24 protein-coding genes and 5 pseudogenes are annotated in these 26,573 nt (G+C 68.1%); 18 read left to right on the plus strand and 11 right to left on the minus strand.

Features of this window, described 5'->3' with window-relative positions; genetic code table 11:
- Window positions 1-202 precede the first annotated feature (202 nt).
- Together ACWCPN_RS30945 and ACWCPN_RS30950 are read right to left on the minus strand one after the other, a co-directional pair.
- Window positions 203-616: a hypothetical protein gene (locus tag ACWCPN_RS30945; RefSeq protein WP_451212845.1), complete on the minus strand. Its 414-nt coding sequence runs from the start codon at window positions 614-616 to the stop codon at window positions 203-205.
- A gap of 552 nt (window positions 617-1,168) precedes the next feature.
- Window positions 1,169-1,573, minus strand: coding sequence for a peptidoglycan-binding domain-containing protein (locus ACWCPN_RS30950; protein WP_451212848.1), 405 nt, complete (start codon window positions 1,571-1,573; stop codon window positions 1,169-1,171).
- Between the two features lie 528 nt (window positions 1,574-2,101).
- Here ACWCPN_RS30950 and ACWCPN_RS30955 point away from each other — a divergent pair.
- On the plus strand, window positions 2,102-2,743 hold the full coding sequence (locus ACWCPN_RS30955) for a carbonic anhydrase (protein WP_451212851.1): 642 nt from the start codon (window positions 2,102-2,104) through the stop codon (window positions 2,741-2,743).
- A gap of 825 nt (window positions 2,744-3,568) precedes the next feature.
- Here ACWCPN_RS30955 and ACWCPN_RS30960 read toward each other — a convergent pair.
- Window positions 3,569-4,636 (minus strand): pentapeptide repeat-containing protein, encoded by a 1,068-nt coding sequence (locus ACWCPN_RS30960; RefSeq protein WP_451212961.1) that lies wholly within the window; start codon window positions 4,634-4,636, stop codon window positions 3,569-3,571.
- Window positions 4,637-4,904: 268 nt separating this feature from the next.
- On the opposite strand from ACWCPN_RS30960, the gene ACWCPN_RS30965 reads away from it, so the two are divergent.
- From ACWCPN_RS30965 to ACWCPN_RS30980, 4 genes are all read left to right on the plus strand, one after another.
- Window positions 4,905-6,131, plus strand: coding sequence for a serine/threonine-protein kinase (locus ACWCPN_RS30965; RefSeq protein ID WP_451212853.1), 1,227 nt, complete (start codon window positions 4,905-4,907; stop codon window positions 6,129-6,131).
- A gap of 913 nt (window positions 6,132-7,044) precedes the next feature.
- The gene (locus ACWCPN_RS30970) at window positions 7,045-7,485 is read left to right on the plus strand and encodes a WhiB family transcriptional regulator (RefSeq protein ID WP_451212856.1); all 441 of its coding nucleotides are present in this window, start codon (window positions 7,045-7,047) and stop codon (window positions 7,483-7,485) included.
- Window positions 7,486-8,006: 521 nt separating this feature from the next.
- On the plus strand, window positions 8,007-8,558 hold the full coding sequence (locus tag ACWCPN_RS30975) for a SigE family RNA polymerase sigma factor (protein ID WP_451212859.1): 552 nt from the start codon (window positions 8,007-8,009) through the stop codon (window positions 8,556-8,558).
- Window positions 8,555-9,775, plus strand: a complete 1,221-nt coding sequence (locus ACWCPN_RS30980; RefSeq protein WP_451212862.1) for a WD40 repeat domain-containing protein — start codon at window positions 8,555-8,557, stop codon at window positions 9,773-9,775. Before ACWCPN_RS30975 ends, ACWCPN_RS30980 begins: the two co-directional genes overlap by 4 nt.
- Before the next feature lie 87 nt (window positions 9,776-9,862).
- Here ACWCPN_RS30980 and ACWCPN_RS30985 read toward each other — a convergent pair.
- A pseudogene (locus tag ACWCPN_RS30985) lies at window positions 9,863-10,075 on the minus strand (SpoIIE family protein phosphatase); the annotation flags it as partial.
- A 320-nt stretch (window positions 10,076-10,395) separates the two neighbouring features.
- Here ACWCPN_RS30985 and ACWCPN_RS30990 point away from each other — a divergent pair.
- Together ACWCPN_RS30990 and ACWCPN_RS30995 are read left to right on the plus strand one after the other, a co-directional pair.
- Entirely contained in the window at window positions 10,396-10,917 is a 522-nt protein-coding gene (locus ACWCPN_RS30990; RefSeq protein ID WP_451212865.1) for an Imm50 family immunity protein, read from the plus strand.
- On the plus strand, window positions 10,907-11,305 hold the full coding sequence (locus ACWCPN_RS30995) for an Imm50 family immunity protein (protein ID WP_451212868.1): 399 nt from the start codon (window positions 10,907-10,909) through the stop codon (window positions 11,303-11,305). Before ACWCPN_RS30990 ends, ACWCPN_RS30995 begins: the two co-directional genes overlap by 11 nt.
- 751 nt (window positions 11,306-12,056) lie before the next feature.
- Here the strand turns inward: ACWCPN_RS30995 and ACWCPN_RS31000 are convergent.
- Window positions 12,057-12,515 carry a nucleotidyltransferase domain-containing protein gene (locus tag ACWCPN_RS31000; RefSeq protein ID WP_451212871.1) on the minus strand — a complete coding sequence of 153 codons (459 nt, stop codon included), beginning with the start codon at window positions 12,513-12,515 and terminating at the stop codon, window positions 12,057-12,059.
- Window positions 12,516-13,071: 556 nt separating this feature from the next.
- Between ACWCPN_RS31000 and ACWCPN_RS31005 the strand changes: the two genes are divergently transcribed.
- Entirely contained in the window at window positions 13,072-13,236 is a 165-nt protein-coding gene (locus ACWCPN_RS31005; protein WP_451212873.1) for a hypothetical protein, read from the plus strand.
- A 112-nt stretch (window positions 13,237-13,348) separates the two neighbouring features.
- Here ACWCPN_RS31005 and ACWCPN_RS31010 read toward each other — a convergent pair whose 3' ends face one another.
- Window positions 13,349-13,621, minus strand: a complete 273-nt coding sequence (locus ACWCPN_RS31010) for a hypothetical protein (RefSeq protein ID WP_451212876.1) — start codon at window positions 13,619-13,621, stop codon at window positions 13,349-13,351.
- 595 nt (window positions 13,622-14,216) lie between these two features.
- Here ACWCPN_RS31010 and ACWCPN_RS31015 point away from each other — a divergent pair.
- The 8 genes and pseudogenes from ACWCPN_RS31015 (at window position 14,217) to ACWCPN_RS31050 (ending at window position 20,474) form a co-directional block, all read left to right on the plus strand.
- Window positions 14,217-14,870 carry a hypothetical protein gene (locus tag ACWCPN_RS31015; protein WP_451212879.1) on the plus strand — a complete coding sequence of 218 codons (654 nt, stop codon included), beginning with the start codon at window positions 14,217-14,219 and terminating at the stop codon, window positions 14,868-14,870.
- Complete coding sequence (locus ACWCPN_RS31020) at window positions 14,809-15,144, plus strand: hypothetical protein (RefSeq protein WP_451212970.1); 336 nt, start codon at window positions 14,809-14,811, stop codon at window positions 15,142-15,144. The genes ACWCPN_RS31015 and ACWCPN_RS31020 overlap by 62 nt, the downstream gene beginning before the upstream one ends.
- A 245-nt stretch (window positions 15,145-15,389) precedes the next feature.
- Window positions 15,390-15,500: pseudogene (locus ACWCPN_RS31025) on the plus strand (IS21-like element helper ATPase IstB); the annotation flags it as partial.
- Between the two features lie 139 nt (window positions 15,501-15,639).
- Window positions 15,640-15,768, plus strand: a complete 129-nt coding sequence (locus ACWCPN_RS31030) for a hypothetical protein (RefSeq protein WP_451212882.1) — start codon at window positions 15,640-15,642, stop codon at window positions 15,766-15,768.
- Between the two features lie 37 nt (window positions 15,769-15,805).
- Window positions 15,806-16,567: a hypothetical protein gene (locus ACWCPN_RS31035; protein ID WP_451212885.1), complete on the plus strand. Its 762-nt coding sequence runs from the start codon at window positions 15,806-15,808 to the stop codon at window positions 16,565-16,567.
- 626 nt (window positions 16,568-17,193) lie between these two features.
- On the plus strand, window positions 17,194-17,454 hold the full coding sequence (locus ACWCPN_RS31040) for a hypothetical protein (protein WP_451212888.1): 261 nt from the start codon (window positions 17,194-17,196) through the stop codon (window positions 17,452-17,454).
- A gap of 442 nt (window positions 17,455-17,896) precedes the next feature.
- Window positions 17,897-18,310, plus strand: a complete 414-nt coding sequence (locus ACWCPN_RS31045) for a hypothetical protein (protein WP_451212891.1) — start codon at window positions 17,897-17,899, stop codon at window positions 18,308-18,310.
- Between the two features lie 385 nt (window positions 18,311-18,695).
- Entirely contained in the window at window positions 18,696-20,474 is a 1,779-nt protein-coding gene (locus tag ACWCPN_RS31050; RefSeq protein ID WP_451212894.1) for a PA14 domain-containing protein, read from the plus strand.
- 52 nt (window positions 20,475-20,526) lie between these two features.
- Here ACWCPN_RS31050 and ACWCPN_RS31055 read toward each other — a convergent pair.
- Window positions 20,527-20,711: pseudogene (locus ACWCPN_RS31055) on the minus strand (IS5/IS1182 family transposase); the annotation flags it as partial.
- Window positions 20,712-20,972: 261 nt separating this feature from the next.
- Here ACWCPN_RS31055 and ACWCPN_RS31060 point away from each other — a divergent pair.
- On the plus strand, window positions 20,973-21,758 hold the full coding sequence (locus ACWCPN_RS31060) for a class I SAM-dependent methyltransferase (RefSeq protein WP_451212897.1): 786 nt from the start codon (window positions 20,973-20,975) through the stop codon (window positions 21,756-21,758).
- Here ACWCPN_RS31060 and ACWCPN_RS31065 read toward each other — a convergent pair.
- From ACWCPN_RS31065 to ACWCPN_RS31075, 3 genes and pseudogenes are all read right to left on the minus strand, one after another.
- A pseudogene (locus tag ACWCPN_RS31065) lies at window positions 21,723-22,856 on the minus strand (IS630 family transposase). The gene ACWCPN_RS31060 and the pseudogene ACWCPN_RS31065 sit on opposite strands and share 36 nt — an antisense overlap.
- Window positions 22,857-22,892: 36 nt before the next feature.
- Window positions 22,893-23,429, minus strand: a complete 537-nt coding sequence (locus ACWCPN_RS31070; protein ID WP_451212964.1) for a nucleotidyltransferase domain-containing protein — start codon at window positions 23,427-23,429, stop codon at window positions 22,893-22,895.
- 93 nt (window positions 23,430-23,522) lie between these two features.
- Window positions 23,523-23,779: pseudogene (locus tag ACWCPN_RS31075) on the minus strand (transposase); the annotation flags it as partial.
- Between the two features lie 107 nt (window positions 23,780-23,886).
- Between ACWCPN_RS31075 and ACWCPN_RS31080 the strand changes: the two are divergent.
- Window positions 23,887-25,971, plus strand: a complete 2,085-nt coding sequence (locus ACWCPN_RS31080; RefSeq protein WP_451212900.1) for a prolyl oligopeptidase family serine peptidase — start codon at window positions 23,887-23,889, stop codon at window positions 25,969-25,971.
- Between the two features lie 7 nt (window positions 25,972-25,978).
- Here the strand turns inward: ACWCPN_RS31080 and ACWCPN_RS31085 are convergent, their stop codons facing one another.
- Window positions 25,979-26,425 carry an IS5 family transposase gene (locus tag ACWCPN_RS31085; RefSeq protein WP_451212903.1) on the minus strand — a complete coding sequence of 149 codons (447 nt, stop codon included), beginning with the start codon at window positions 26,423-26,425 and terminating at the stop codon, window positions 25,979-25,981.
- Window positions 26,426-26,573 lie beyond the last annotated feature (148 nt).

Consider the following 26,573-nt stretch of genomic DNA (forward strand, 5'->3'; position numbering starts at 1 on the left):
TGGTTTCGCCGCCCCACCGACCAGCTGCGGGACAGCTCTTAGGGGGGCGGTCGGTCCAGGCCTTCCCGGTTTCTCGCCGGTGATCGCCGTCGGCTCGCCGTCGATCGGTCCCTCTGGTCGTCCTGGTTCCATCTGCCCCGCATACTCCGTCAGCCACTGAAGGGTGGTCCGCCGACACGGCGGCGGACCGATGCGCCCGGGGTTACGGGATCACCACGTAGGGGCTGAAGTAGTAGGCACCCGAATTGACGTCCCTCATGCGCACCCTGCAGGAGCCCTGGTCCCCGACGGAGAAGACGAAGCTCCTCCGCTGGTTCTTCGAGATGGTGAAGGCGCCGTTGTCGTCCCTCTGGAATCCGTTGATGCACATGAGTGTGAACCGCACTGTCACGGGGGCACCGTCAAGTTTGGCGTAGGCGGCGTCGTAGCCGTCTGGGGAGCCGGAAATGCCGGTGGCACAGAGGTTGCCGTTGGTGAGATACGAGCACTTCGTCTGGCCGAAGCCGAGGGTGCCCGTCGTTGCCGCCTGGGCTTCACCTGCGGACAGGGCAGTCAGCGGAACGGCTGCGCAAACCGCTGCGAGCACCAGAGAGTTGATCTTACGACGCAGTGTCACTTGTCGATCCTTTCGTGGAAGGTTGGTTGTGCAGGCCAGCGGGGGGTCGCGCTCAGGGCCTGAGGCCGGACCGCCGGCTTCTACTGCGGCTGACCGCGGACGAAGATGGGCAAGTGTTCTGTGGATTGGGCGCTACGTGTTCTGGGCCGCTCTTGTTTCATCGCCGGCAAAGCCCTTCGCAGCCTCGTCGTCAGGCAGCCTTCGGTGCCGGTCTGGTGCTTTGCGGCGACTGGGTGCCCGGCTCTTCCGAGCAGTCACCGCGGAAAGAGCGTGGGACGGGAGACGCCGAGTGCCGATCAGTCAGCAACATCGTTCGGGTCTTCACCCGCAACCCGCCCACCGAACACGGTCAAGCCCAGCTCGCGTTACGCGAGAAGGGGAAGGTGGCGCTCAGCTGTTGCGGGCCGGGTGGGAGTCAAGTGTGTGCGCCTCGCCGTTTGTCCGGGAGACTCGTGGCGCCTGGATCGGCCTCACCAGAGCTGCTGTCAGCAGGTTGCCGCATCGCCACGTTGCTTGATCAAAAGGGCCCGAGTTGCGGACGATGGTGACTTCCTAGGCGTTGTACACGGCGTACCACCGCAGGGCAGGCCATGTCTCGCTGCCGACGATGCCGTCGACTGTGATGTTGTAGCCGAACGCGTTGTTCATCAGAGTCTGGAACTTTCTGGTGGCGGCCCGGGAATTCGTACCGAAGACTCCGTCGATCGTGCCGGGGTCGAACTTGGCTCTCTTCAGGAGGCACTGAGCCTCGATGCCGGCACTCGACACTCCCGTGGAGCTGGGGATGACGGTGTTGCCGCTGTAGTAGCCGGCGTACGCTCTGCCTGCCGAGACCGTGTAATGGCAGGTGTAGGCCTGGGCCGTAGTGGTGCCCGCCAAGGCCGCGGGGGCGAAAAGAGTGCCCACGATCAGTGTCGCGGCGGGCAGGGCCAGCGTGATGCTTTTGCGTAGAACCACAGTGTCTTCCTCGTCTGATGATCGGTGGCGAATTCGGAGATCACAATGCGGCAAGCACGCATGCAGGCGCGACCGTTTCTGCCACGATTCGAGCACGTTCGAACGATGGCGTAGAACGACAGAAGATATGGGCGGAAGGAGCCCGATCTGCTTCACCTGAGACCCGCTGCACCGTCTCGCCCCTTCGCCAGGCCGCCGCCGGCTGGCGGCCCGCCGCGGTGACCCAGCCCAGCTCCTGCCCCGCGCTGTTGCCACGCCGCGCCGGTATACCAGCTCGAGGCGCCGCGCAATTTGAGTACGGCGGCTGTCGCAGCACGCCTTCACTGTCGGCCGGCCGGGCCAGCAGCCCCTCCCGGCACGCCGGAAATGGTAGGGGAGCATCACAGAAGACGTTTCCTGGTGAGCGCGGTCCGCGAGTTCGTACTCGCGGACCGCGGGTAGGCGCCGGGTGCGGTCGGGGTGGCCGCAAGGAAACTCAGCGTCACGCCAGGCGGTGCGAGGGCTGGTGCTGACTCTTAAGCTGCGGACATGACAGAGATCCGCACCCTGACTCCCCGCGACGCCTTCGAACTGCTGCAGGCTGGTAACCAGCGCTTCGTCGCCGGCACCCCCGAGCACCCGAACCAGGACGCCATCCGCCGCACCGAGATCGCACCGTCCCAGAAGCCCTTCGCCGTGCTGTTCGGATGCTCTGACTCCCGGCTGGCCGCCGAGATCATTTTCGACCGGGGCTTGGGCGACCTGTTCGTCGTCCGAACCGCCGGGCATGTCGCCGGTACAGAGGTGCTCGGATCCATCGAGTTCGGCGTGGATGTACTCAATGCGCCGCTCGTCGTCGTCCTCGGCCACGACTCGTGCGGCGCCGTCGCCGCGGCCTGCTCGGCTCTGGAGAGCGGGCAGACGCCGGGCGGCTTCGTCCGGGACGTAGTCGAACGGGTGACCCCAAGCGTGCTGGCCGCCCGCGCCGCCGGACGCGAGACGGCCGAAGAGATCCTGGCCGAGCACATCGAGCACACCGTGGACCTCCTGCTGGAGCGCTCCCGCGTCCTGGCCGAGGCGGTGGCCGACGGCCGGACCGCCATCGTGGGGCTGTCCTACCGCCTAGCCGACGGCAGCGCCCAGCCCGTCGCCACCCGCGGCCTCGATACGGCGGTGCCCACCGCACCCTGACCGACCGGGCCGTGGCCGCAGCGCAGGACCCGCAGCACGACGAAACCGCTTGGCGAACGCCAGCCCACGCAGGCCGAATACGCCGAGCGGGCCGATCTCGCAAGCGCCGAGCTCGCCTCCGCTCTCGGCAGCGCGCCGAGCCCGGAGGCCGAGGCCAAGGCCCTGCTCGAGAGCCCCGCGGTGACGGTGGAGCCATGGGGGGGCGTTCCCTGCGACTGAGGGGCGCAGGCTCAGCACCTTTCGGTGTGTGCTGACAGCACACACCGCGTCGCAGGACGAGTGACACATTGGCTGGGTACTGAATTAGGGCTGGAGGCGCCGGGTACGGCTTGCGCACCCTTCGGGGTCGGTGCCGGGCTTCGGGGCCTCTGCGGGCCGGGGCTTGCGACGTCAGGGCCGCGCACAAGCTGCCGCCCCCGAGGCGCCGCCCCAGCTCCTCACTGCCGCCCGCCGGCGACGCGCCCGCCGTCCTTGAGCCCCCCCCGCTCATGGGTCGACCGCCGTAGTCTCGGAGCACTTCCGCTCCGCCTACGTCTGCGGTGCCCGCCTGGTGGCTGGCCTGGGTGCGCCTGCCTGGCGCCGATCCGTTCGCCGTCCGCGTTACCGACACCGACGATTACGTCGCCGACGTCCGCACCGCGGTCCTGACCAAGTGCCGGCTCGCCATCGCCTCCCCTGGTGCCGCTGCTGACGACCGGGGAGCGATACCAGCTCTGGGGTCTGTCTGGCGGTCTGGGGCTTTGCGCGATCAGCGTGCCGTTGAAGAGGAGCGACGCCGTTCGGGCGGATTGCGGTGTCGCCGCGGACTTGACCGACGCGTCTTGGTCAGGGAGTGGACCGCAGCGGCGGTGCCTGCCACGTCATACCGGGCGGCTGGAGGAGGGGTGAGGGCTCGAGTCCGGGGTCATCGGTGTCGACGACTCCGGCGGCCGTGTGGTCGAAGTCGGCGGGCCAGTGGGTGTGCTCACTGGCAAGGGCGCCGGTCAGGCGTGCTTCGACAAGGTTGGCGGTGCTCAAGTCGGTGCCGCGCAAGTCGGCCAAGCGGAGGTCGGCGCGATGGAAGACCGCCCCGTGGGCGGCGGCCTTGCGCAGGTTTGCCTCGCGCAGGTCGGTCTGGGTGAAGTCGGCGTCACGCAAGTCGGTTTGGACCAGCTTCGCGGCCCGTAGGTCGGCCAGAACGCAGCGAGCCCGGCGGAGAATCGCAGTCGTGAGGTCGGCGTGCCGCAGGTTGACCGAGACCAGGGACGCCTGGGTCAGATTGGCGTGGTACAGGCCCGCCGCTTCCATGCAAGCGCGGTCGAAGTTGACCTCGGGGAACCACAGTCCGTCGCAGTCGGCCCGGCGCAAGTCGGTGACGCTGAGATTGACCCAGGACTGCTCCCGGTGCTGGCACAGCACGCCGAGCGCGGTCAGCGCCACCTGGGCATCGGCGGCCCGGGTCTCCAGGGGTGCGATGTTGTTGATGGGCACGTCTGCCGCTGGTGATTCCGGCCCTGCGGGTGGCCAGGGCTGGTGTGTACGCAGATACGCGGCCTGGATGGAGATGATGGCCTCCCGGTCGCGGGCGGACTGCTCCGCGATCCGCCACAGCGCGTGCAACCCGCCGATGCGCACATCCAGCTTGTCGCTGCCGAGCTGGTCGACGGCCCGGCTGAAGCGGTCGGTGACGTAGCCCTCCTGGGTGGCGCGCAAACCGTCCTGACTCACCCGCAGTTGCCGCCAGGTGGCGTACGCGCCGAAAAGCACGACCAGGCCGCCGACCACCTGCAGCAGCGTCGTACGGACATCGTTCACCGCCTTCAGCCGATCCTGCGCGGCGACGCTCGCCCCGCCGAGATCGTGGTCGACCACCACCCCCGGCGGTACGACGAACACTGTGCCCAAAATGACCAGCCCTGCCACGGCCAGCAAACCTGCGGCCACACGACGCCTGGCCAGCCCGTCGAGCCGTCGCCGTCCGGGATCTGGTTCCCCCATCTCCATAGGCATGAGAGCCTAGGCGCCGCTCAGAAGACGATCAAGAGTGCTGCGTCAATGGCCCGTGACATAAGAACGGCCTCATGTGTTGCATGAGTTGTAAGGCTCACTTGGGCCCATACGGCCTGTGTCGGGCCGGTCGTCGGGTGGCGGAGCACAGTGGATCTGCCGCCATACTGTGCGCATGGAGCGGATAGGGGGGTACCTCGTCGAGCGCAAGCTGGGTGAGGGCGGGATGGGGACCGTGTTCCTGGCCCGGACACGGGGTGGGCGCGCGGTCGCGCTGAAGGTGGCCAAGCCGGAGCTGGCGGCGGACCCGGTCTTCCGGGAGCGATTCCGCAGCGAGGTCGAGGCGGCCCGCACGGTCGGTGGCTTCCACACCGCCTCCGTGGTCGACGCCGACGTCGACGGCGACCCGCCGTGGCTGGCGACTGCCTACATCCCCGGGCTGACCCTCGCGGCCCGGCTCGCCGCCGAGGGCCCGATGGACGAGCCGCAGCTACGGGCGCTGGCCGCCGCCCTCGCCGAGGCGCTGGAGTCCATCCACGCCCGTGGCCTGGTGCACCGCGACCTCAAGCCCGGCAACATCATCATGGCCGAGGACGGGCCCCGGGTGCTGGACTTCGGGATCGCCCGGGCCGTGGAGTCCACCCGTTTCACCGCCACCGGCACCGCCTTCGGCACTCCCGGCTTCCTCGCCCCCGAGCAGGCCCTCGGCCACGACGTGACCGGCGCCGCCGACGTGTTCGCCCTCGGTGCCGTCCTGGTCGCCGCAGCCGGTGGCAGCGCCTGGGGCGAGGGCACACCCATGGGGCTGATGTACCGCTCCGTCCACGAGACGCCCGACCTGGCCGCCGTGCCCGCCGGGCTGACGGACCTGGTCTCGGCCTGCCTGGCCAAGGACCCCGCGGCCCGGCCGACGCCCTCCCGGCTGCTCGACTCGGTCACGGGAGAGTCCCGGGAGCCGGGTCCGCCGGCGTACTCCCCGACCGTCGCCGTTCCCCCGGCGCCCTCCCCGTACGCCCCGCCCGCCCCGCAGCCCTTCGCGCCAGCCCCCCCGGCGTACCGGCAGCCGCCGTCGCTTCCCGCGACCCCGCCGGGGAGCCCGTACGGGTTCGGACCGCCCGTCCCGCTGGGCGCGCCCGAGGTGGTGCTCACCGACCGGGACAGCCGTGTCGTCGTGAACGCGACCGGGATCATCCTCGAAGTCGGGGGCGCAGCGGCGGACTTCGAGTGGGCGGAGATCGCCGGGGTGGTGCGCACCCCGCGGGGCAACCGGCTGACGGTGACGGTCCGGCTGTGGGACGGCAGCGTGTTCGAGTGCGAGCTGAACGCCCGCCGGACGGCCCGGCTGACCGAGTGGCTCACTTGGCTCGACCCCGTGCTCGGCGCGTACCTGGCCGGGCGGTAGGGGACCGGACAGACCGGGCGAGTTCGCCAAGCCGTTTCGCCAACAGCTGTGACGACGTCATGACTTGTGCCCTCCTTGGCTTGGCCGCCCTTGCGCGGGCCACGGACCTCCTACCGGGAAGCCGCCACCGGGCGGCGCCGGCAGGAGGAGGGACGGCATTCCAAACAAGCCGTAAGTAGTCCACCTTGCTTCTCCGCCCGGGCCACCGAAGAGGGTCCGGGCGGAGCCCATGAAAGGGTAGGACAGAGATGCAACTCCCGTTGCGGGAAAAGATCAGTGCGGCGATGGCGGACTATGAGTCCACAGCGATGGACCTCGGTGCTCTGTCGGAGCGCGTTCTCGCCGGCGAGGTACGCGGCGAGAAGAGTCCGGCCCAGCTCATCCTGTAGCGCGGCGCGCCTCCGACCACGAGCCGACGCCCATCACGACGTCGTCCCGGGCTCCGCCGCTCCTACGGGGGCGCGGCGGCGAGCAATTCACAGCGTCCAGTCATGGGCGATGCCTCCCACAGCAGCCGCCGACCGACCAGTGTGACCTGTGGACAGTTGAGCGCCACGTGTAATTACATTCCGTCATGCTCCACGCCGAAGGATTCGAAGCCGCTGATCTGCTCACAGGTGCCCTCCTGCTGTTCGCCCTGTTGACGCTTGTGTGGCAATTGGACCGTCACGGTCGGGGACGGAGCATCAGGACACCCTGCCTCGCCGCCGCAGTGGCAGCATTGATCCTCTATCGCTTCATCCCGCCCTACGGGTGAGCGGCAATCCCTGACACCCCAGCTCCACCACATATCGCAGCTCTGCCCCATCGGTCGCCGGCCGCACCGAGACGGCTGGGTGCCTGCTGAGCGACGGCCTCGTCGACTGATGTGTCCGCTGGACCGTGCTGTACCCGCTCTGACCAGAGCCGTAAGGTGGAGCTGCCGCCAGCCGCAGTGGGGGAAGGGGTAGCCATGGTGAGTGCCCGGGGCCACTGGAGTGAGTACGCCGCCTGCCGCAGTTCCGACCCGGACGAGTTGTTCGTGGACGGCAACCCGAGCCAGCGGCGGGCCAAGGCGCTCTGCGCAGATTGCGAAGTGCGCATCGAGTGTCTGGCCGAAGCCCTCGACCACCGCATCGAGTTCGGTATCTGGGGCGGTATGACCGAGCGGGAACGCGACGCGACAGGGACCTCCGCGCGGTCGAATCGCAGACCCGGATCCCATGCTCGACCCTGCAGAGCTTTGATCAACGCGTCGTCCGCTTCTTGGCTGGGCTCAGGGCGGAGTGACGCAGGTACGCCGTGGGGAGCAGAGGTCACGCGTCAGCCTACCGCTGCGCTTGGAGTGCCTTCAGAAGCCGTCGGAGACAGATGATTCCGCAGACGGGTTCGAGTATGCCTTGATGGAGGTCGGCGCTCAGTATGCGCGACTGCGCCCGCTGCCGTCCGTGCTCAGCGCAATGCTGCGAGCGGCCGGTGCGGTCACCAGTCCTCGAGCCGGCGGTCCCAGTCGTGGCTGTTACTCACGCGCAACGACGGCGGCCGCTACGGCGGACACCGTCGCTGACCCCTACCGGTGGCGGTAGCAGACGTCGCCGCTCCCGAGCAGGGCCAGCGCTGCGCCTTGGCCGGCAGGCAGTGGTACTCGCCGTATGACGACCGACGTCACGATCTGCCGCCGAGCTGCAAGCAGTTGCGGCGTCGTTCACCGTCGAGCGCCCTTCCACGGCCCCCGGGCCGGTCCGGGGAGGGAGTTCGTGCGTGAGCACCCCATCGGCCATGGGCCGGCAGCGGCAACTTTTTTCCGGCGGCAGGCATAGCGGGCCGCCTCTCCGGGCGTCATTTGGGTGGCAGGGGGCGGACAGCGGGTCGGCCCCGGGGGCGGGGAAGGTGACGATGGATGCCCAGGCGGAGGAGAGCTTCCGGGAGTTCGTGGCGGGGCGGTCGACGGCGCTGCTGAGGACGGCCGTCCTGCTGACCGGCGGGGATCGCCACGCTGCCGAGGACCTGCTGCAGACGGCGCTGGTCAAGGCGGCCGGGCGGTGGTCGCGTATCGACGAACCGGAGGCCTATGTCCGGCGCGTCCTGTACCGGCAGCAGATCAGCCGCTGGCGGTCGGCGTGGCGTCGGCGGGAGGTCGTGGTCGCCGAGCCGCCAGAGGCCGGTGCGGCCGCGGACGGCTCGGGCGCCGCCGAGCTGCGGCTCGTGCTGCGGACCGCTCTGTCCCGGCTCACCCCGCGCCAGCGCACCGTTTTGGTGCTGCGCTACTTCGAGGACCTGCCGGAGGCCGACGTGGCCCGGCTCCTGGGCTGCTCCGTCGGCACCGTGCGGTCCACCACCCACCGCTCCCTGGCCCGGCTGCGCGCCCTCGCGCCCGAACTCGCCTCGCTCGGCGGCACCGGCCGGGGGCCGTCCCCTGACTTTTCGACCGTGGAGGTGCAGCCGTGAACGCCGAGGAACTCGTCCGCGAGGCACTGCGCGAACAGGCCGCCGAGCAGGGGCCGCCCGCACCTGGGTTCGCCGACCGGGTGCTGGCGGTCCAGCGCCGCCGCCGGGCCCGTCGGCTGGTGTCCGCCGCAGTGGGCGCCGCCGCCGTGGTCGCCGTGGCCGCCGGGGTGCCGCTGCTGGACGAGGGCGGCAAGCACGACGTACGGCCCGCGGGAGTGCTCAACTCCGGTGACGTGAAGGCCCACCCGGACCAGTCGCCGCCGCGGGACCTGATCTCGGCCGGACGGAGCACGCTGGCCGCCTACTACACGACGGGGATCGTCAGGCGGAGCGCGGACCAGGCGGTCGGCCTGCGCACCTACTGGCTGCTGAACCCGGGCACCGGCAGGTACGAGAAGGACACCCGGTGGTCGTACGTCGCCGTCGCCCCCGGTCTGCGCACCGCCGCCGTGCTGGAGCGTACGCTGCCCGCCGCCCGGATCGGGCTGCTCGACCTCGCGACGGGGGAGGTCGAGCGGTGGATCCCGGTGGACCGGGGCGTCGGAGGGCTTGCGTTCTCGAGTGACGGCCGCAAGCTGGTCGCCACGACCTACGACGACAGCCCCGACCAGTACGAATCGCGCGTCGGCCCCAAACCTGGCACCAGCACGTGGTTCCCGCGTACCGGCGTCCGGATCAGGACCGGCTTCGAGGTCGTGGACGTGGCCTCCGGCAAGGGCTCCTGGGCCGGTGTGTCCGCGGACCGCGTCGAGAACTCCCGTGAGGACTTTGCCTTCAGCCGCGACGGCACCCTGGTGTTCGCGAGGATCGTGGGGGAGCGCGACGGGACGGAGCAGTTCTACGACCTCCGGGGCCGGGAGGCCGCCGCGCCCGCGAACGAGCGGTACCTGCGCTGGGACGTCGGCGCCCGGCTGTCCCCGGACGGCAGGCTCGCCGCCTGGGGGCTTGTGAGGGAGCGGCACAACGTCTCGTACTCCGCGATCCGCGACCCCTTGACCGGCAGGCGCCTGGCCGAGGTGCGCGGCGCCGAGCTGCTCGCCTGGGTGGACGACAAGCGGCTGATCGCCTGGGAGCGGGCGCCCGGCTCGACCAGCTACCGGCCCCGGCTGGTGCTGGTCACCATCGGCAGCGACGAGGCCGTACCGCTCAGCGGCGTCCGCGAGCAGCCCGCCGAGATGTTCCGGCAGCCCTGGACGCCTGTCTTCGCCGAACGCTGATTCAGGCCGCGACGAGCCGCTCCTACACCTCCTGCTGCCCGTCGGCCGTCTCCCGGCCGGCGGGCAGCAGGGGCAGGCGTACCGGGGGACCTGGACCGCGGTGGCGGCCAGCGCGCCCTCAATGGAGCGCGCATACAACCCCAGGACCTCCAAAGCTTGGGCCGGGCCGTAAACGGTGTGGGTGGCGGAGCTCAGCGCGCTGCGGAGCCTGCCCATGACGGTGGCGGCCATCAGCCCGTGGCCGACCACGTCGCCGACCGTGACAGTGAAGCGGTCCATGGGCAGGTCGACCGCGTCGTACCCGGGATCGTGCACCGCCTGCGGCTTTGGCCACGGCGCGAGGGCCGCAGACACTGCGGTGTCCAGACCGGTCCGACGGACGGTCTCCACCAGCAGCACCCCGCCGGCCAACGAGACCACTCCCGAGCCGCCCTCCGCAATCCGCACGCGTGATAGGACACCTTGCGCTTCATCTGGAACGTGCCTCGTCGTGGGCAATGAAACCTGGCAGTGGACAGGCAGTATCATCCCAGCTCAAGTACTTTTTGTTGTTCTCCGACTGCACTATGGGCAAGGATCGGACACCAGGGCGCGAAGCATGCAGAGCGGGGGACGCACCTATGTCGGCCGGCAAGTGGCCGGAGCTCTTGGTCGACTCCGAGCGGTTGACCGCGCTCTACTCTGAGCTGCCGCCCTTAGAGCAACTGGTTCTCAGATCAGTGCAGCTGAGTCCGTACGGTGCCGCTGTGAAGTTGCGGGTCGAACTCCAACGCTTCCCGGACCTCGCTCCTGCGGCGTGGACCGAAGCCGAATGCGACCGGTTCGAGGCACAGATCGAGTTCATCGGCGTGGGCGAAGACCTGCGGATGCGGGGTGTTCCCAATCGCACCGTCGTCGACATCGAGCTCGCCCTCTTCCTCGAGAGCCGGGCGCGTCGGATCACAGTGGCGGTGAGCGGGTCGGGGCTCTCGCTGGACTTCACTGCGCATGCGGCGCTCAGGGCCAGCCATCTCAACGCCTACCGCTCCAACAGCGCCGATCCCTACCAGGCTCGGCGGTGGTTCGAGAGCCAGCTCGACCAGCGTCTACACCCGGACCAGGTACTGCCTCCCACGACAGCGAAGGCGTTCTATGAGCGGTGACCAGGACTGGTCTGCCGAGTTGGCCAACCCCGAGACGGTCCGCGTAGTCCTTGGTTCCCCGCCGCCACCACTGAGCGACTACGAGTTAACCTCCGTCCTGATCGACGAACGCGAAGCGTCGGTCACCTTGAGGTTCTTCGCCTTTGATGTCCCTGCCGGTGCCGCGCAGCTGTGGCAGGCGCGAGGCCACAACGCGGTCGGGTTCGCCCTGGTCTGCCTGGGCGTGACGAACTTCGAGGTGGACGCGTGGTCCGGCTGGCCCATAAACACTGGCACCGTCGCAGGGATGAAAGTCGTACTCGGTGGCCAGGGCAAGCACCTCTCCTTCCAGACCGCTGAAATCCGCGCCGAGTCCCCAACTGGATGGCTGGCCAGCCGAGCGCAGTGACGTCATCCGAAGGCCGACAACGGATTGGCGTCCGCATGGAGCGTCACCTCATAGGTGCAGGCCGGGATTCCGGACAGGGGTCCGAGCATGAGTCAAAACTGCAGGGCAACACCGTTCTTCTCCCCGCGTTCCATCCGGACCTGGAAGAGGCGTTCGGCGCCATGGCGGCCTGTGAAACTAAACCTGCTCTTGGTACACCCTACTGGCTGCTGACCTCGAAATCTTCCGCCCTGTGCCCGTCCACTGGAGTGGTCGTCGACTCCGTGCTTGCCGACCTTCTGCTCGCCCCGTTGTCCTCTCCCGGTGTCGGCCCGGCGGGCGGGCTGTGCGATGCGGGGGTGAGGCGCCCGCTCAAGGCAGCTGTGCCCTAACCGGGCACAGGACTGGGAACGTCTGAACTCCGTTGTGCAGACGCTGGTCTCGGGCGACAACAGTTCCGCCGCCATGAACCTGGCGCAGACCCACCAACGGGTCATGGCTGAGGCGACTGGCAGCACAGAGAGCCGGGTAGAACTGGCGCGCGCCCTGATGTCCAGCCGTCCCGCGGGGCCGAAGGTCTCCTACGGGCCGCGATGGAGGGTACCGGGCCGCGGGGGCCTCTTCCCAGGCGCTCAAGGTTGGGTTCATCCTGGCCGGAGTGTTGCGGTTCATGGGCCGCGTTGCGGAGGCCTTCGTCCTGCACGCGGAGCTGACACACCTCGCCGCCGAAGGGCTCGGCTCGTAGCCTCACTGGGGCTCGCCCGGACAAGTCCTAGCAGGCGGCGAGAAGGTTGGTAAGAATGCCTGCCGGGTCGTGCAACACCCGGGCGCCGTCGGTGACGACACGATGCGTCCCGTGATCGACGGGATCTGTGTTTGCCCAGGTCGGAGAACCGATGCCCAGCTCGACTTCCAAGCCGGAGGTCGTGGCATAGCGTCGTTCTGTGATCGGTCCCCACGACTGGGTGCGGATCAGTTCGCCCAGCCCGAGTTCCGCGGCCCAGGCATCCTCACGGAGATACTGCGACTCCTCCGTGGTGAGCAGGACAACATCGATGTCGGAGTCCGGCCGCGCGGCGTTGCGGGCGCAAGACCCCACCAAGAGCAGGCCAACAATGTCTTCGCGGCCCCTCGCCCAGCGTGTGATCTGGTCGAGGACCTCGTTGATCTCAGCGACTCGCTCTTGCGACAGCGCGGTCGGAAGATTGACTGGCTGATCGTCGCGATGCACCTCGAATGTCCCCCGCTAACTAGCCCGTGCCAGCTAGGACAGCTTCTCAGGCCGCTGCCGCGACAGCCACCACCGGGGACGGCAGGGGCCACGATGGCGCGGCCACAAGCACGCGGACTCGCTCCACATCATGCAACGCGACGGCCCACTACCTGGGGAATATCGTGACCGTCGACGCAGCCCGGCCACGGTACGGATCACCGCCCCAACGAGGGGGCGGTGATCCAACCGCCCCGCCGCTGCCGGCATGCATAGGTGTCCCGGCAGGTGCTAACCCTGAAGGAAACAGAGCATGGGAGACCGGATCCATCCCAGCGCCGACCACATCAACGAGAGGCGACATACTGCCTCGGAGCCGGGCCGGAAATGACGAGAGGCAGCACCGGAGACTCGCGGAGATGATCGCCAGAGAGTAGTCGTCCCGGCGCCCGCAGGGTCCCGCGTCCTTCTCCGCGCCGGTGGCCGGAGCGCCGTGCTCCCCGCGCCCGCGGCGATGGTCCTGATGGGTTCCCGGCCCCCACTACGGCACCCGGCTGTGCTCCACGGACGGCATACTGTGGAGATCCAGCGCGATCGGCTGCTGGAGCACGCCGGCCTCCAGCCAGACAGCGAGTGCGTCATCGTGGTGCCGGTTGCCCGGCCGATGGAGGTGCCGCGCGGCCAAATCCTCGCCAGGGTGGTCCTGTTCACCGTCCTGCTCGCCTGGGCGTTCCTGCGCTGAGGCTGCTCGTGGACACGGCAAAGGTCCGCACACAGTGGGTGCGGACCCCGCGACGCCCGCGTGGCGTCAGGCACCAGGCCGGTCCGGCTAGTGCTCGGTAAGCCGTGGGCTGTCAGCAGTGCCCAACGCGTGTCTGGTTGGAGACCTGGGTGGCGATCATGTAGCCCGTTCCGTACACCGTGTTGACCTTGAACCAGCGATTCGTGCCGTTCCACCACTGGTTGTCGGTCCAGCAGAGCATGGTGACCGGGGTGAGCCGGGGCATCTCGAAGTAGATGCCCCCGGTGCTGGGCGAGTTGGACAGGCTGCATGTGGAGCTGTTGCAGTAGGACGGTCCGTAGGCCGATGCCGTGGGCGCTGTAGCCAGCAGTGTGGCGCCTCCCATCGCGCAAACGGTCAGGAGTGACTGAAGCAGTCGTCTCATTCCTCTTCCACCCTCCCCATTCTGTTGGAGCACGCCCTAAGGCGCACCGAACACAGCGGACCGTACTGACGGAGCATCCACCTTTGCGGCGTTTCACCGCTAATGACTCCTTGTGTTTGTTTCTGATCCGACGCCGCCCATGGCTGGAGGCTCACGCCCCGCATCATCGTGGCGCCGACGGTGGTGCGTGCCACCGCTCGGTGCTGCGATCTGTCGGCTCGGACTTGGGTACGCGCACAATGACGATGAGGTCGAACATCACTCCTCCTGGGGGTGGGGTAGGCCGGCCGGGCCGGCGAGGGCGCCACAGGCGACCGCAAGGAGTTGTTATCTGCCGCTCCGCTCTCGTACGGGCCCGCATCTTCCAAAGGTTGCGGACCCTAGTCGTACGCGGCCGCACACTTCTGCCGATGGCGGGGGTGTAGCGGTTGAGCTCGACGACGGGCTCGTGCCCTTCTCTGAGCGGCCCTTCGCGATGTCGGCGACACCCGTGTTCCGGTACGTCTCGTAGATCGTCTCCTTTGGGTGCCCCTGTGCGCGGCCGAGGAAGTCCGACATGGCAGTCTCCACGTCGTTGCCGCTGGGCCGGCCGGCGGCAACGGCCCAGGTGATGACGCGGGCCTTGGACGCGGCAGCGGAGCAGGCGGTGGCCTGCACGCCGAGCGTGGGTGTGTGGGTGGCAGCGGCCGGGCCGCTGCTGCCACAGCCGACGGTGGTGAGTGTGGAGGCGGTCAGCAGGCCGATGGTGTGTGCGGCCGCGCGGCGGCCGCACCCCCCCTGGTGCCATGGGGGTCACCTTATAGCCCATTCAATTGGCGATCAGAGGCTGGAAGAGGTGCTGGCCGGGCTGGTGCAGCAACGGTTGAATGCTGCCGTGGAGAACATCTGGACACCGGCCCACCAGGCGGTGGAGGACGAGGACGCAGAGGCTCTGGCGCAGATGCTGGCCAAGGGCGTCGACCCCGATGAGGTATGCGGCAGCATGACGCTCCTGACGCACGCCATTGACGCGGAAGGCGATGGCGCCTTGCAGAGCGGCTGTCCGCTGACCGTGCATACCACCGCAGTACTCCTGGCCTTCGGCGCTGACCCACAGTTCCCAGGGTCCGACGGGCGAACGCCCATGGACCTCGCCGTTCAGTACGGCCATGACCTGGCAGTCAAGGTGTTGGAGCGGCACATCAGCCGGTCAGGCGGCGCAGCTAGATGACGATGCTCGTGAAGGCGAGGAAGTGTTTGGCCTTGCGTTCGTATCGGCGATGGAGGCGGCGGCAGCCGGCCAGCACACATGCGTACGCAAGGCCGAAGAGCGGATCACCGGCATCGCGGCGGACGGCACGCTGCGACGCTCGGTGTTCGCACTGGGCGACCTGGCGGCCCATCACCTGGCGGTCCTGAATTTCTACCTCGCCATCCCCGACACCCCCGAACGGCTCACCGGCCTGACGTGGCTGGCAAAACGCGCACCCAAGCTCACGGCCTGACCACCCCAACGGACCCGGAATCTCCCGGCCCCTCTGGCCCCCGCTCACTACGCGGGTGCCAGAGGGGCCGCTGGCATGCCAGGCCGCGCGGCGTGGAGCCCGGGCTGTGGCCACTGCGGGGACGGCAGGCACTCGGCGGCCCGACTCGATTGAGCGCCTGACGGGCCTCGACGATCGCCCCCAGCTCTCCGGGTCGGGGCGCAACTCGGTAGCGATCACCACGTAGTGACCTTAGCGAGCACGCCGAACGCCTCACCTTCAACGGCACCATCATCGAAACTGGCCCCGACTTCTACTGCCTCGCCAGCACCCGAGCCCGAACCGAGGAACGGCGAAGGCCAGCTGCCGCTGCCTGACGGGCGGCCACCACAGTGAGTAACGGCCTGCCGCCTGACGGGCGGCTGCCGGTTCCGTTCCCGTTGTCCCGTTTCAGCGGAGCATGCGGCTACGGGTTGCGCAGCCTACGGAACAGAAAGCATCGTCCAGAATCGAGGCATGGACGTTCCCAAGCTGCTGGAAGCTGCCTCACTACTGGTCGGCGGGGATGATCTGATGCCCCATTGTGATTCGCAGGTGTACAACCCCGCGCGGGTGCCGGCTGTCTGTAAGGCGCTGGAGGGATGAGCCTTCTGTGCCTTCGCGTAAGAGGATTGGGGATCAGGTGGGGAAGCAGGTCTGGAGAGTCGTCGTAGCCGGTGGTGCGGCGGCGGTGTTCACGGCCGTGGCCGCGGCGCCGGCCGGGGCGGCCGAGGGTGGGGTCTCGTTCACCCGTGTCCAGGTGAACGGGGGCAAGCCGATTGTGATCGGGGTGTCGGAGGTTGCGGTGCCCGCCTCCTTCCGAATGGCGACCACCCACAACTGGAAGTGGCCAGCGGTGTTCCTGTATCGCGATGGTGCGGATGATCGGCTGTGGCACGCCATCGAGACAAGCGACTGCATCACCGTGAGCTCGGGCGTCTGCGACTTCGACGAGACGATGTACTTCGACCCGAGCGTGTGGGACATGCGTAACAGCGAGGCCGGGGCTTGGAAGGTCGGAGCCGAGGTGTCCTTCAAGGGCGGCGGCGGTGACACCGACGACAAGGGTCTGACGGTCCACGTCAAGCGCAACTCCCGCCTGACCGTCAACGCCTCGCCCGAACCGGTGTCCAAGGACGGGACCATCACCGTGACCGGCAAGGTCACACGGGCCAACTGGGAGACCAAGAAGTACGCCTCCTACGGAGGCCGCCTGGTGAACCTGCAGTTCAAGCCTGCCGGCACCACCTCCTACACCACGGTGAAGAAGGTGTACGCGAACGGCTCGGGGGATCTCAGGACGACCGTGAAGGCCTCCAAGACGGGCACGTGGCGCTGGCTGTACCACGGCAACACCACCACCGGCCCGTCAGCGTCGTCCGGGGACAACGTCGTGGTGAAGTGATGTCCGCGATGTCGACGGGCTGTTGGGGCCGAGCCGGTAAGACGGCTGCGACGGTGAAGCCGCTGGGTCCGCCACGATCGCGAGAAACACGACGCCTGGCGCTGGCCGACTGCGAGCGACGAGGTCGTGCCAGGTCTGTGCCAGATCGTGCGGGGAACCACGGGACACACCAGGGAATCAAACGGCCTCGCACCAAGCATCCATAGCGCTCAGCAGCAGGCATGCCTCAGATCACCTCAGCTTCCCAAGCGGAGGTGATCTGAGCGCCGGATCCAAGAAAAGGACTGTTGCGGGGATGCCGATCGAGTCAGTACCGACCTGGCCCCAGTGCGGTGGCCCGTTGAGGGCCGGCGCGATGGTGCTTTGTCACCGCGAGGAGGACGACCGCCGCACATGTCGAGTGGTCTGGGGCTGCCCCGACCAACACGTCTGGTGGAAGTGGGCCGACCGTCCCACCGCCCCGCTAGAGCTCTGCCCCTACCCGGATCTGATGGACGGCTGACATCAATACCGTGGCGTGATCTGCGGTGCCCTTCCTTCTTCCGGAGCAGCTTCGTCGGCCTTCACGTGGTCAGTGAGACGAGTTCAACATAGCCGGAACAGTTTGTGAGTCGCGTCATCACGGGATGACCGTCATGACACCTCCCATGGTGCGCATGGATCATGAGCGTATGCATCCTCGATTAAGCCGCATCGCTGGCGTAGCGCTCCTTCTGATTGGTATCGCTGGCGTGTTCTGGAGGGTCTTCGGCAGCCCTCAGGACTGGGAGGGCGACATGAAATGGCTTCGTGCCGGCCTCATGCTGGGAGCTTTGGGGGCGATCGGCCTCAGCGCACGACTGATTTTCCCCGGCACCAAGGGCGATGCACCGGATGAGAGGCCATGACTGGTCCGTTGTTCAGCGCCCTTACCCACTACTCACCCCAGCTTGCGCGCATGCCGGTAGTTCTGCCCTATCAGTGGGCCCCGGACCTCACCGTGACAGTTCCGGAGCTACGTGGCCGAGGCTCTGGGCGGCGGGGTTTCCGACCGGGAGCGGGCCTGGGCATTCATACGCAGCTTTGCTGGTGCCTGGGTTGATCCGTTGACCGAGAACGACGGCACGCCCCGGGCGGAACTGGCGCAGGCAGAGGCGGCTCTCGGCTGCTCGCTACCGACTGCGCTGCACGAGTTCTATACGCTCGCCGGAGCCCGGACCGACCTGGTCGCCAACCAGGACCCCCTGCTGCCGCCTCACGAGATGTTCGTGCATGACGAGTGCGGCGGTGTCCTCGTATTCCGCAGCGAGAACCAGGGCTGCGCCTTCTGGGGCGTACGCCTTACCGACCTTGACCAAGAGGATCCCCCGGGTCTTCATCCAGGCGCGGCAAGGCTGGGTGCCGTTCATGGACCGGGTGTCCTTGGCCTGCGTCGAGCTCGCACTGAGCGAGACGCTGTTCAGCGACGGAGGACGCCTCTACAACGCATGCGAGCTGCCGGCGGACCTACTTGATGCGGTGCCCGAACACGTTCAGCGGATCCAACTGCCGGACTACCCGATGTGGACCGGTCCGGAAGAGTGCCCCGTGCGTTCGTTCTCGGCCCCCGGCAAGCTGCAGCGCCAAGACGGCCTCGACGTCCACAGCTGGCTTCACGTCCGGGGCCGGACACGCGCCGATTTGGATGCGATCTGCGCGACCATTCCGGGACGGTGGTCCCTGGGATACACCGATTCACTCAGCTCCGAGCCGCCGCCCTTCTGATCCGCTACCGACCAGCGCCAGCCGAGGAGCCGGGCGGGGACCAGCGCGACGTTCCTAAGCGTGTCGCAGGTTCGAATCCTGCCGGGGCACAGAGAAACACCTCGGACAGAGGCCCTTCCGTGGTAGGGACGGCGCTGCTCTGCGCTGTGCGGGATGTCTGCCGAGGACGAGTCGACTCTGGCCGGAACGAGAACCTTGTGACCCGCCTGGAGGCGCGGAGGTGTCTCGGACGACCCGAGCCGGAACGAATCGACGCCCGCGTCCGAGGAGGCTCGTCAGCAGCGGCGATCAGACATCCTTGGCCGTACAACCTAAAGCCGCTCTCATGAATCCCACTTCTCGTACGACTGCCCATGGGGCGGTCACGCGTGCAAAAGGGGATGCAGTGAGCAGTGTTCGGAAGTCCCGCTTGGCGGCCGCGACCGCGGCGGTGGCCGCGATGACGGGCGGTCTTGTCTCGGTCACCAGTTCGCCGGCGTCGGCGGCAAACTGCACCGCGAGTACCTACACCCGTCAGTTCTTCGCGAACACCTCCTTCTCCGGCACTCCGAAGCGCACGGATTGTGACACCGCGATCAGCGAGAACTGGGGCACCAACTCGCCTGGCGTCTCCGGCATCGCCACGAACAACTTCGGCGTCCGCTGGCAGATCACCCGCGACTTCGGCTCCGGCGGACCCTTCACGTTCACCGCCTCCGGCCAGGACGGCATCCGCGTATACCTCGACGGCACACGCAAGATCGACCTCTGGAAGAACGGGTCCAGCACCGTCTCCCGGACCGTGAACCTGACCATCCCCCGCGGCACTCACACCCTCCGTATCGACTACGTGAACTGGACCGGCGCCGCCGCCGTCAAGTTCGCCTACACCCCCCGAACCGACGCATCCGTGGACCGTGTCGCGCCGCTCACACCCACTGCGGCAAAGGTCGTGTACGACAAGGACTCCGACTCCGCCACCTTCTCCTGGGCGCCCAACAAGGAGATGGACCTCGCCTACTACCGGGTCTACCGGCAGACCGCAGTCGGTGACTGGTCTCCCATGGTCCTGACCGACAAGACCACCTGGACCGACACCGGACTGCGCCGCGACGGCGAGCCCCTCCGCTACTACATCGCCGTCACCGACCGCGCCGGGAACCTGTCCGACGGCACCCCCGTCCTGACGGTCAACCCGATCGACACCGTCGCGCCGACGGCGCCCGTCATCGCCGTGTCTCACATGTCGAACACCCCCAGCTCGCTGAAGATCAACTGGGACGCCCGGACCGAGGAGGAGATGAGGAACGGCGGCACCATGAGCATCTACCGCTCCACCGGCGACACCCTCGGCGACAGCCCCGAACTCATCGCCACCACGTCGATGGAGTCGATGCCGACATCGGTCTACGTGTACGTGGACGAACTCCCGGCGTTCGACGGCACCACCTACACCTACGGCGCCGTGGTGACCGACGCCGCCGGCAACGCGTCCCCGATGTCCACGCCGGATTCGGTGACCCCCGAGAGCGTTCCCCCGGCCCCGCTCACCGGCCTGACCGCCACGCCCCGCGCCGACGGCGTCCTGCTCAGCTGGGACGCCCCCGCCGAGAGCGGCGTCCGCTACAGCGCCACCCGGGTCGTACGGCGACCGGACGGCAGCACCGGTTACAACAGCGCCGGGTGCTCCGACGCCGTCGACCCCAGCAGGCCCACCGCCCTGCCGAACGCGATGCTGTGCGCCGGAGCGGCGGACGGCGAGACGGTGACCTTCCTCGTCGTGGCGGTCGACGAGTGGGCCAACCACATCGCCCTCGACCAGGCCCCCACCGTCACCACCACCGAACTCGACAACAGGCCCGACGACGCCCGCGGCAACGACACCGGCCCGCTCACTGTCCTCGACACCGCCAACATGGCCGCTAGCGGCGGCCGCCTGGAGTGGTCCTGCTCCGACGAGACGGCCTGCGCCGGCATCACCACGTACCGCGTGGAGAGCTGGAACGCGGCCACCAGGGCATACGAACCGGTCGCCTCCGTCACGGCGGTCCCAGGCCGCATCCACCGCACATACGTGCCCATGCAGCTCGGCCAGACGTCGTACTTCCGGATCACCGGCCTCCTGGCTGACGGCACATCGGCCGCCGTGGTCCACGCCGCGGCGGCCAGGGGCGCCTTCGTGTGAGCACAGGGAACCGTGGTGACGAGTCGGCAAAACACCGGTCGAGAGCCTAACGCGCCTGCGAGCGGCCCGGATCTTCCGGTTCATCCCCGTCTGCGGCCCCTTTTTGCGGGCGCCGGCCGCACGCTGGTGGGGCCGGTTGGTCGTGGATTCGGCGGAGACGGTCCACTCCACCCGGCCCACCAGGTCGTCGCGGACCTGGATGTGTTCCAGCAACTTCGCCCAGGGCCCGTCCGCTTCCTAGGGCCGCATCAGACAACGTTGGCCCTGTAGCACCGCTGGAAAGATCGTCAAAATGGTGTCTCTGCCTCGGCCCTGGATCGCCCCATTCTGGCTCCTGATGGATGGCTGGGCGGACGCGGGGTCGGGGTCTGGAGTGGGTGCTTGCCGGTCACCTCCTGGGGCTCGCAGCAGCCCATTCCAGCCGCCGCAATACACCGCTTGACCTGGCCCTTTGCCATCCTCACTCCTACGATCGACCTCGGTCGAAAGGGGGGCCGGATGGACCGGACCGTACGCACCGTCGAGGAGGTTCTCGCACTCTTGGACGGGCTGTTCACATCCGAATCCGAGGCTGGTCGCTTGGGGACCGGCGACGGCAAGGACTTCTGGGACCGCTTCTACGCCGACCGGTCGAGGCCGGTCCAGTTCTTCGCGGCGAAGCCGGACGAGAATCTCGCCGCCTACCTCGACCAGGGGCTGATCGCTCCCGGCCGGGCCCTGGACCTGGGGTGCGGGGCAGGCCGCAATGCCCTGCACCTCGCGTCTCACGGCTTCGAGGTGGACGCCGTGGACCTCTCCCCGGTGGCCATCGCCTGGGCCGAGGACCGGGCTCGCCAGGCCGGGGTAGACGTCCGCTTCCTCTGCGGTGACGCCTTCACCTTCCCCACCACCGAGTTGACCGGCCCGTACGACCTGGTCGTCGACTCGGGATGCTTCCACCACCTGCCGCCGCACCGCCGGGTCAGCTACCTGGCCCTTCTCGACCGCGCCCTGGCCATCGGCGGTCATCTCGCGCTCACCAGCTTCGCCGCCGGCGAGCAGGGCATGGGGTCGGAGCTCGCCGACGCGGACCTCTACCGCGAGCGTGATCTGCAGGGTGGCCTCGCCTACACGCCCGAATCACTGCGCCGGATCTTCTCCGATCTGACAGAGGTCGAACTGCGGCGCATGCGGGAGGAGCCGCCCGAGTCCGCGCTGTTCGGCGTGTCCTTCCTGTGGACTGCGTTGTTCCGTCGGGGTGCGGCTGCCTCAGGCGACGTTCGCCCTGTTCACGACGTCACGTAGGCGCTCGTCCTGGGCGTGCTTGTTCCGCCAGATGATGTAGCGGCGGATCATGCTGCCCTGCTCCTTGTGGCTGGCGTGGTCGGTGCCGTCGAGGGTGAAGTAGCGCAGGGCGGTGAACTGGGCCTCGATGCGGTTCAGCCATGAGCTGTTGGTCGCTGTGTTGGCGAACTCGACGTTGTTGGCCGCAGCCCAGTTGCCGACCCGGCTGTCCTTCTTCGTGGTCAGGTGCGGGGAGAAGTTGTCGAGCACGATCGCGATGCGGATCTTCGGCGGGTAGAGGCTGCGTAGGTGGCGGCAGAACTCCAGGAATCTCGTCCGGTTCTTCTTCGGCTTGATGCGGCCGTAGAGCTTGTCCTTGCCCAGGTCGTAGGCGGCGAACAGATGCCGGACCCCGTGCGGGCGGGTGTAGGTCGCACGCCTGCGGCGCCTCGGCTCCCGGTCGGGGTCCTTGTGCCGTCCGCCGCGCTCCGCCCACTGTTTCCCGGGGTGCGGCTGGAGGTTGAGCGGGCCGAACTCATCAAGGCAGAAGACGACTTCGGGTTCGCCATCCGCGGCTATGACCTCGCCGTCGGCGACCGCGTAGAGATGCTCGACGCGGGCCTTCTTGGCCGCGTAGTCGGGGTCGCGGGAGGTCTTTCAGGTCTTTATGCGTCGAAAGGAGACGCCCTCCTCGCGGAGCAGGCTGCGCAGGCCCTCGTGGCTGATGTCATCGACCACCCCCTCGGCGACCAGGAAGTCGGCCAGTTCGGCCAGGCTCCAGGTCGAGAACGGCAGGCCGTGCTCGGCCGGCTTGGACTTGGCGATCTTCTTGACCTCGCGCCGTTCGGGCAGGCTGAACGTTCTCGGCCTCCCGCCCTTGTACTTCGGGTAGAGCGCCTCGAACCCGTCGGCGTTGAAGTCGTGGATCACATCCCGGACCCGGTCCGCACTGGTGAACGCCACCTCGGCGATCTTCGCGACGGGCGTGCCCTGGGCCGCCAGCAGCACCATCTGGGCTCGCCGCCAGGTCACCATCGAGCCGGAACCCCGGCGAACGATCCTCAGCAGCCGTCGACCCTCGTCGTCATCGATCTCGCGTAAGCGCACCCGTTCTGCCACGCACAGACGTTAGCGGCTGCGCGTGTCTTCAAGCCCTCATGCCGGGCGGGTGTCCTGCTCTCCCAGAGCTGCCTGCAGCCGGGTGATGTCCTCGGCGTCCTTCCTGCGGCGAGGCCGGCCCGGAACCCAGACCGGCATCATCTGCTTGATCTCGATCTGGGCGCGGGGACTGATGATCCGGCACCGCAGCGCCCCGATACGACCTGGAGGAGCATCAAGCATGCCTTCCGGCCACACCTCCCCGGCCCAGGGGCCGCCGGCGACCACAACGCGCCCGGACCGGTCCTTGCCCAGGAGGGCGAAACTGCTCTCCACGCCTTGCTTGCAGAAATCGAGCTGCTGGTCGGCAGGCGGCCCGGGCAGAAGTTCATAGCCGGAACGCAGCAGGCCGTCGGTCAGAGCGGAGGCGTCATCCGCCCAGGCGAACCAGTCAATGTCCACATGGTCGCGCGTAACCTCGCCGATGAAGAAGTCCATGGCCCAGCCCCCGCGGAGCCAAACCTCCACACCGAGGGCGTTCGCGATCTCCACCGTCTCGCCGATCAGCCGAAGCTGCCGAGCACTGCGATCCATGTCCACAGCCGTGCAGGCTACGCGGCAACCCCAGCTGCAGCAGCTCGATTTCCAGCTGCGGGAACGGGGCGAACGTTGCCTGATGCGGCACTAGGTCACGAGCTGTCCGGCATATGCGGAGTCGGCCGAGACGATAGTGATCTCGGGGTCATCAGTCGCAGCCGGAACAGGACTTCCTTGGCCGCGTTGCGGTCGGTCATGTCGGCCAGGGTGACCATGGCGAACAGCGGCAGGCCCTTGGTGTCCACGGCCAGGTGTCCATTGCGGCCGTTGATCTTCTTGCTGGCGTCGTATCCCCGGGAGAGGCGTTGACCGGCGTCGATGAGGATCGGAGCTGATGGTCCAGAACCAGCAAAACTTAATCATGCACGGTGGCCAGGGCATCTGCTTGACTTGTCGATCGTTTCGTCCCTGCTAACTCCCCGAGGCCGTGTTGGCCCGAAAAGAGAGGCACCTGATGGCCAGGCCAACGCTGCCTGTAGAGCTCCCCCCCACGCGCCGCGTCCCTGAGAGCGGATACACGCTGCATGGCCGACGCTACGAGGACCCGTATGTCTGGCTGGAACGGCTCGACGACGACGAGACGGTTGCCTGGATCGCTGCCCAGGAGACGGTCACCCGCACGGTACTCGACAGCGTCCCTGGACGCGATCTTTTGCGCACTGCCGTCGCACGTTCCGCTCGCTACGCACGTCTGTCCCCACCGATCCCTGCGGGCCCAGGCGGACGCACTTTCCTTTGGCAGGCCGGTGCCGATGACGAGAAGTCCGCCCTGGTGATGCACCGTTCCACCGGCGCCCCTTCAGAAACCGTGCTCGACCCGGGCGCTTGGCCGGCAGGCGACGTCCTGGTATTCGCCGAACCGTCCCCCGACGGCACCATGGTGGCATTCGGCCGGGCCAGCGGGAGCACCCACAACGCGGTGATCCGTGTTCTTGACGTCGGGACCGGCCAACTCTTGCCCGACCGACTGCGAGGCACCGACCACGGGTCGGTCGCCTGGCGACTCGATTCGTCCGGGTTCTTCTACACCGCCTGCCCAGATCCCGGCGAGGTCCCGCCCGACGAGGAGGCCTACTGGCACGCTGTCTACGACCACCGGATCGGCTCGGACACCCCGGCCCGCAAGGTCTTCGGGGACGATTCTGACAAGGACCACTGGTGCACCGTGAGCACCAGCGAGTGTGGCCGGTACGCCGTCATCACCGTGTGGGACTTCGTGCACGCCAACGACATTACGCTGCTGCGCCTCAGCGACAACGAATTGATCCCGGTGGCCACCGGAATGCGGTCGGTCAACCAGGTGCAGGTGATCGACGACTCGGTACTCGTGCAGACCGACCTCGACGCGCCGCGCGGACGCCTGTGCAGGGCTCCCCTCACCGACCCGACCTCATGGCACACGCTCATCCCGGAAAGCCCAGACATCCTGCAGACCGTCGCCGGGATCGGGGGCCGCCTCTACACCGTCTACTCGCACGCCGCCTCGCACCGGGTGGCCGTCCACGCCGAGGACGGCACTCATTTGAGGGACCTGGCGCTCCCGTCCCTCGGCTCGGTCAACCGGAACGAGGGGGAGGGTGTCGTCAGCGGGGTCACCGGCTCCTGGCACGGCGACGACGTGTGGGTGGCCTTCACCTCGTTCGTGCAGCCGCCGTCGGTCTACAAATACCACTACGCACACGACCGCCTGGAGGCCTACCACGTACCGGACGCCGGCCTCGACCCGGCCGCGTACACCACGCAGCAGGTCTGGTACGAGTCGGCCGACGGCACCCCCGTGTCGATGTTCCTTGTCTACCGCACCGACCTGCCGTGCGACGGACGGCGACCGGTCCGGCTCAGCGGCTACGGAGGCTTCAACATCCCCGTGGAACCGCGCTTCTCAGCCGTCAGCGCCGCCTGGCTGAAGCTCGGCGGAGTGCTGGCCCACGCCAACATACGCGGCGGCGGCGAATACGGCCGCACCTGGCACCAGGCAGCCGTCGGCATGCGCCGACAGAACGCCTTCGACGACTACATCGCCGCGGCCCGCCATCTGGTTGCCACCGGATGGACCACCCCCGACAGGATCGCCTCGCGCGGCAACAGCAACGGCGGCCTGATGGTCGCCGTCACCGCACTGCAAGCACCCGAAGCGTTTGGCGCCGTCTACTGCCGCGCACCCCTGCTCGACATGCTGCGCTTTCCCACCTTCCCCAACCTCAGTGGCACCACCGTTGAATACGGCTCGCCGGACGACCCCGACGAGTGCGCCTATCTCGCCGCCTACTCGCCCTACCACAACGTACGGCCCGACCGCCGCTACCCGGTGATGGCGATCGCGTCAGCACTCAACGATCGCACCGTACCGCCACACGACCCGCTCAAGATGATCGCGGCCCTCCAAGCCGACGCCCCGCAGGGCGGCCCCTACCTGCTGGTACCGCTACGTGACTCCGGCCATGGCGGAGGAACCACCCTGTCGGCCCTCATCGAGCAGGACGTCGACGAGCTGAGCTTCCTCTGCTGGGCGCTCGGCATTCCAGCGCGGCCGAGATGATCGGTGGCTAATCAGGCGGAGACAAGCCTCTCCGGGATCGGCCCAGACCGTGGTCGTTGGATTCCATGCGGCTTCCGCCCGGCGGTTCTTTCTGGGCCTGGCCGTCGCGGCGGGCGCCTGCGGCGTGCTGATGGGCACGGCAGATCGTGGAGTCGACGTTGACCCCCCACGTGATCAGCCCTGCCGCATCCGCCCGAGCCTGCAGTCCAGTCAGCAGCACAGGCCAGGTGCCGTCACGTTGCCATCGGCGGAAGAGTCCGTAAACCGTCTGCCACGGCCCGTATCCCGACGGCAGATTCCGCCACGGAGCACCGGTCCGCACCCGCCACCGGATCCCGTCTATCAGCTTCCGCCGACCCAGCGACGGCCGACCTAACACCGCGACCGGCAACAACGGCTCCAGCACCGCCCACTGCTCGTCAGAAAGATCCCCTCGCCCCACATCAAAAATCATCACTGCCCTGGCTCGGCCCCCTGGCGGGCCGCCAACAGACTTGGAAAGCGTTTACGCCCACGTGGCGTTGGAGGGGCGGTGTCAAAGCTTCCCGAGCCTGGACCGACGTGGCGCGGCTACCTCTTCCTCGGCACCGCCATAGCGGCAG

This window comes from Streptomyces sp. NPDC002386 (assembly GCF_053593175.1).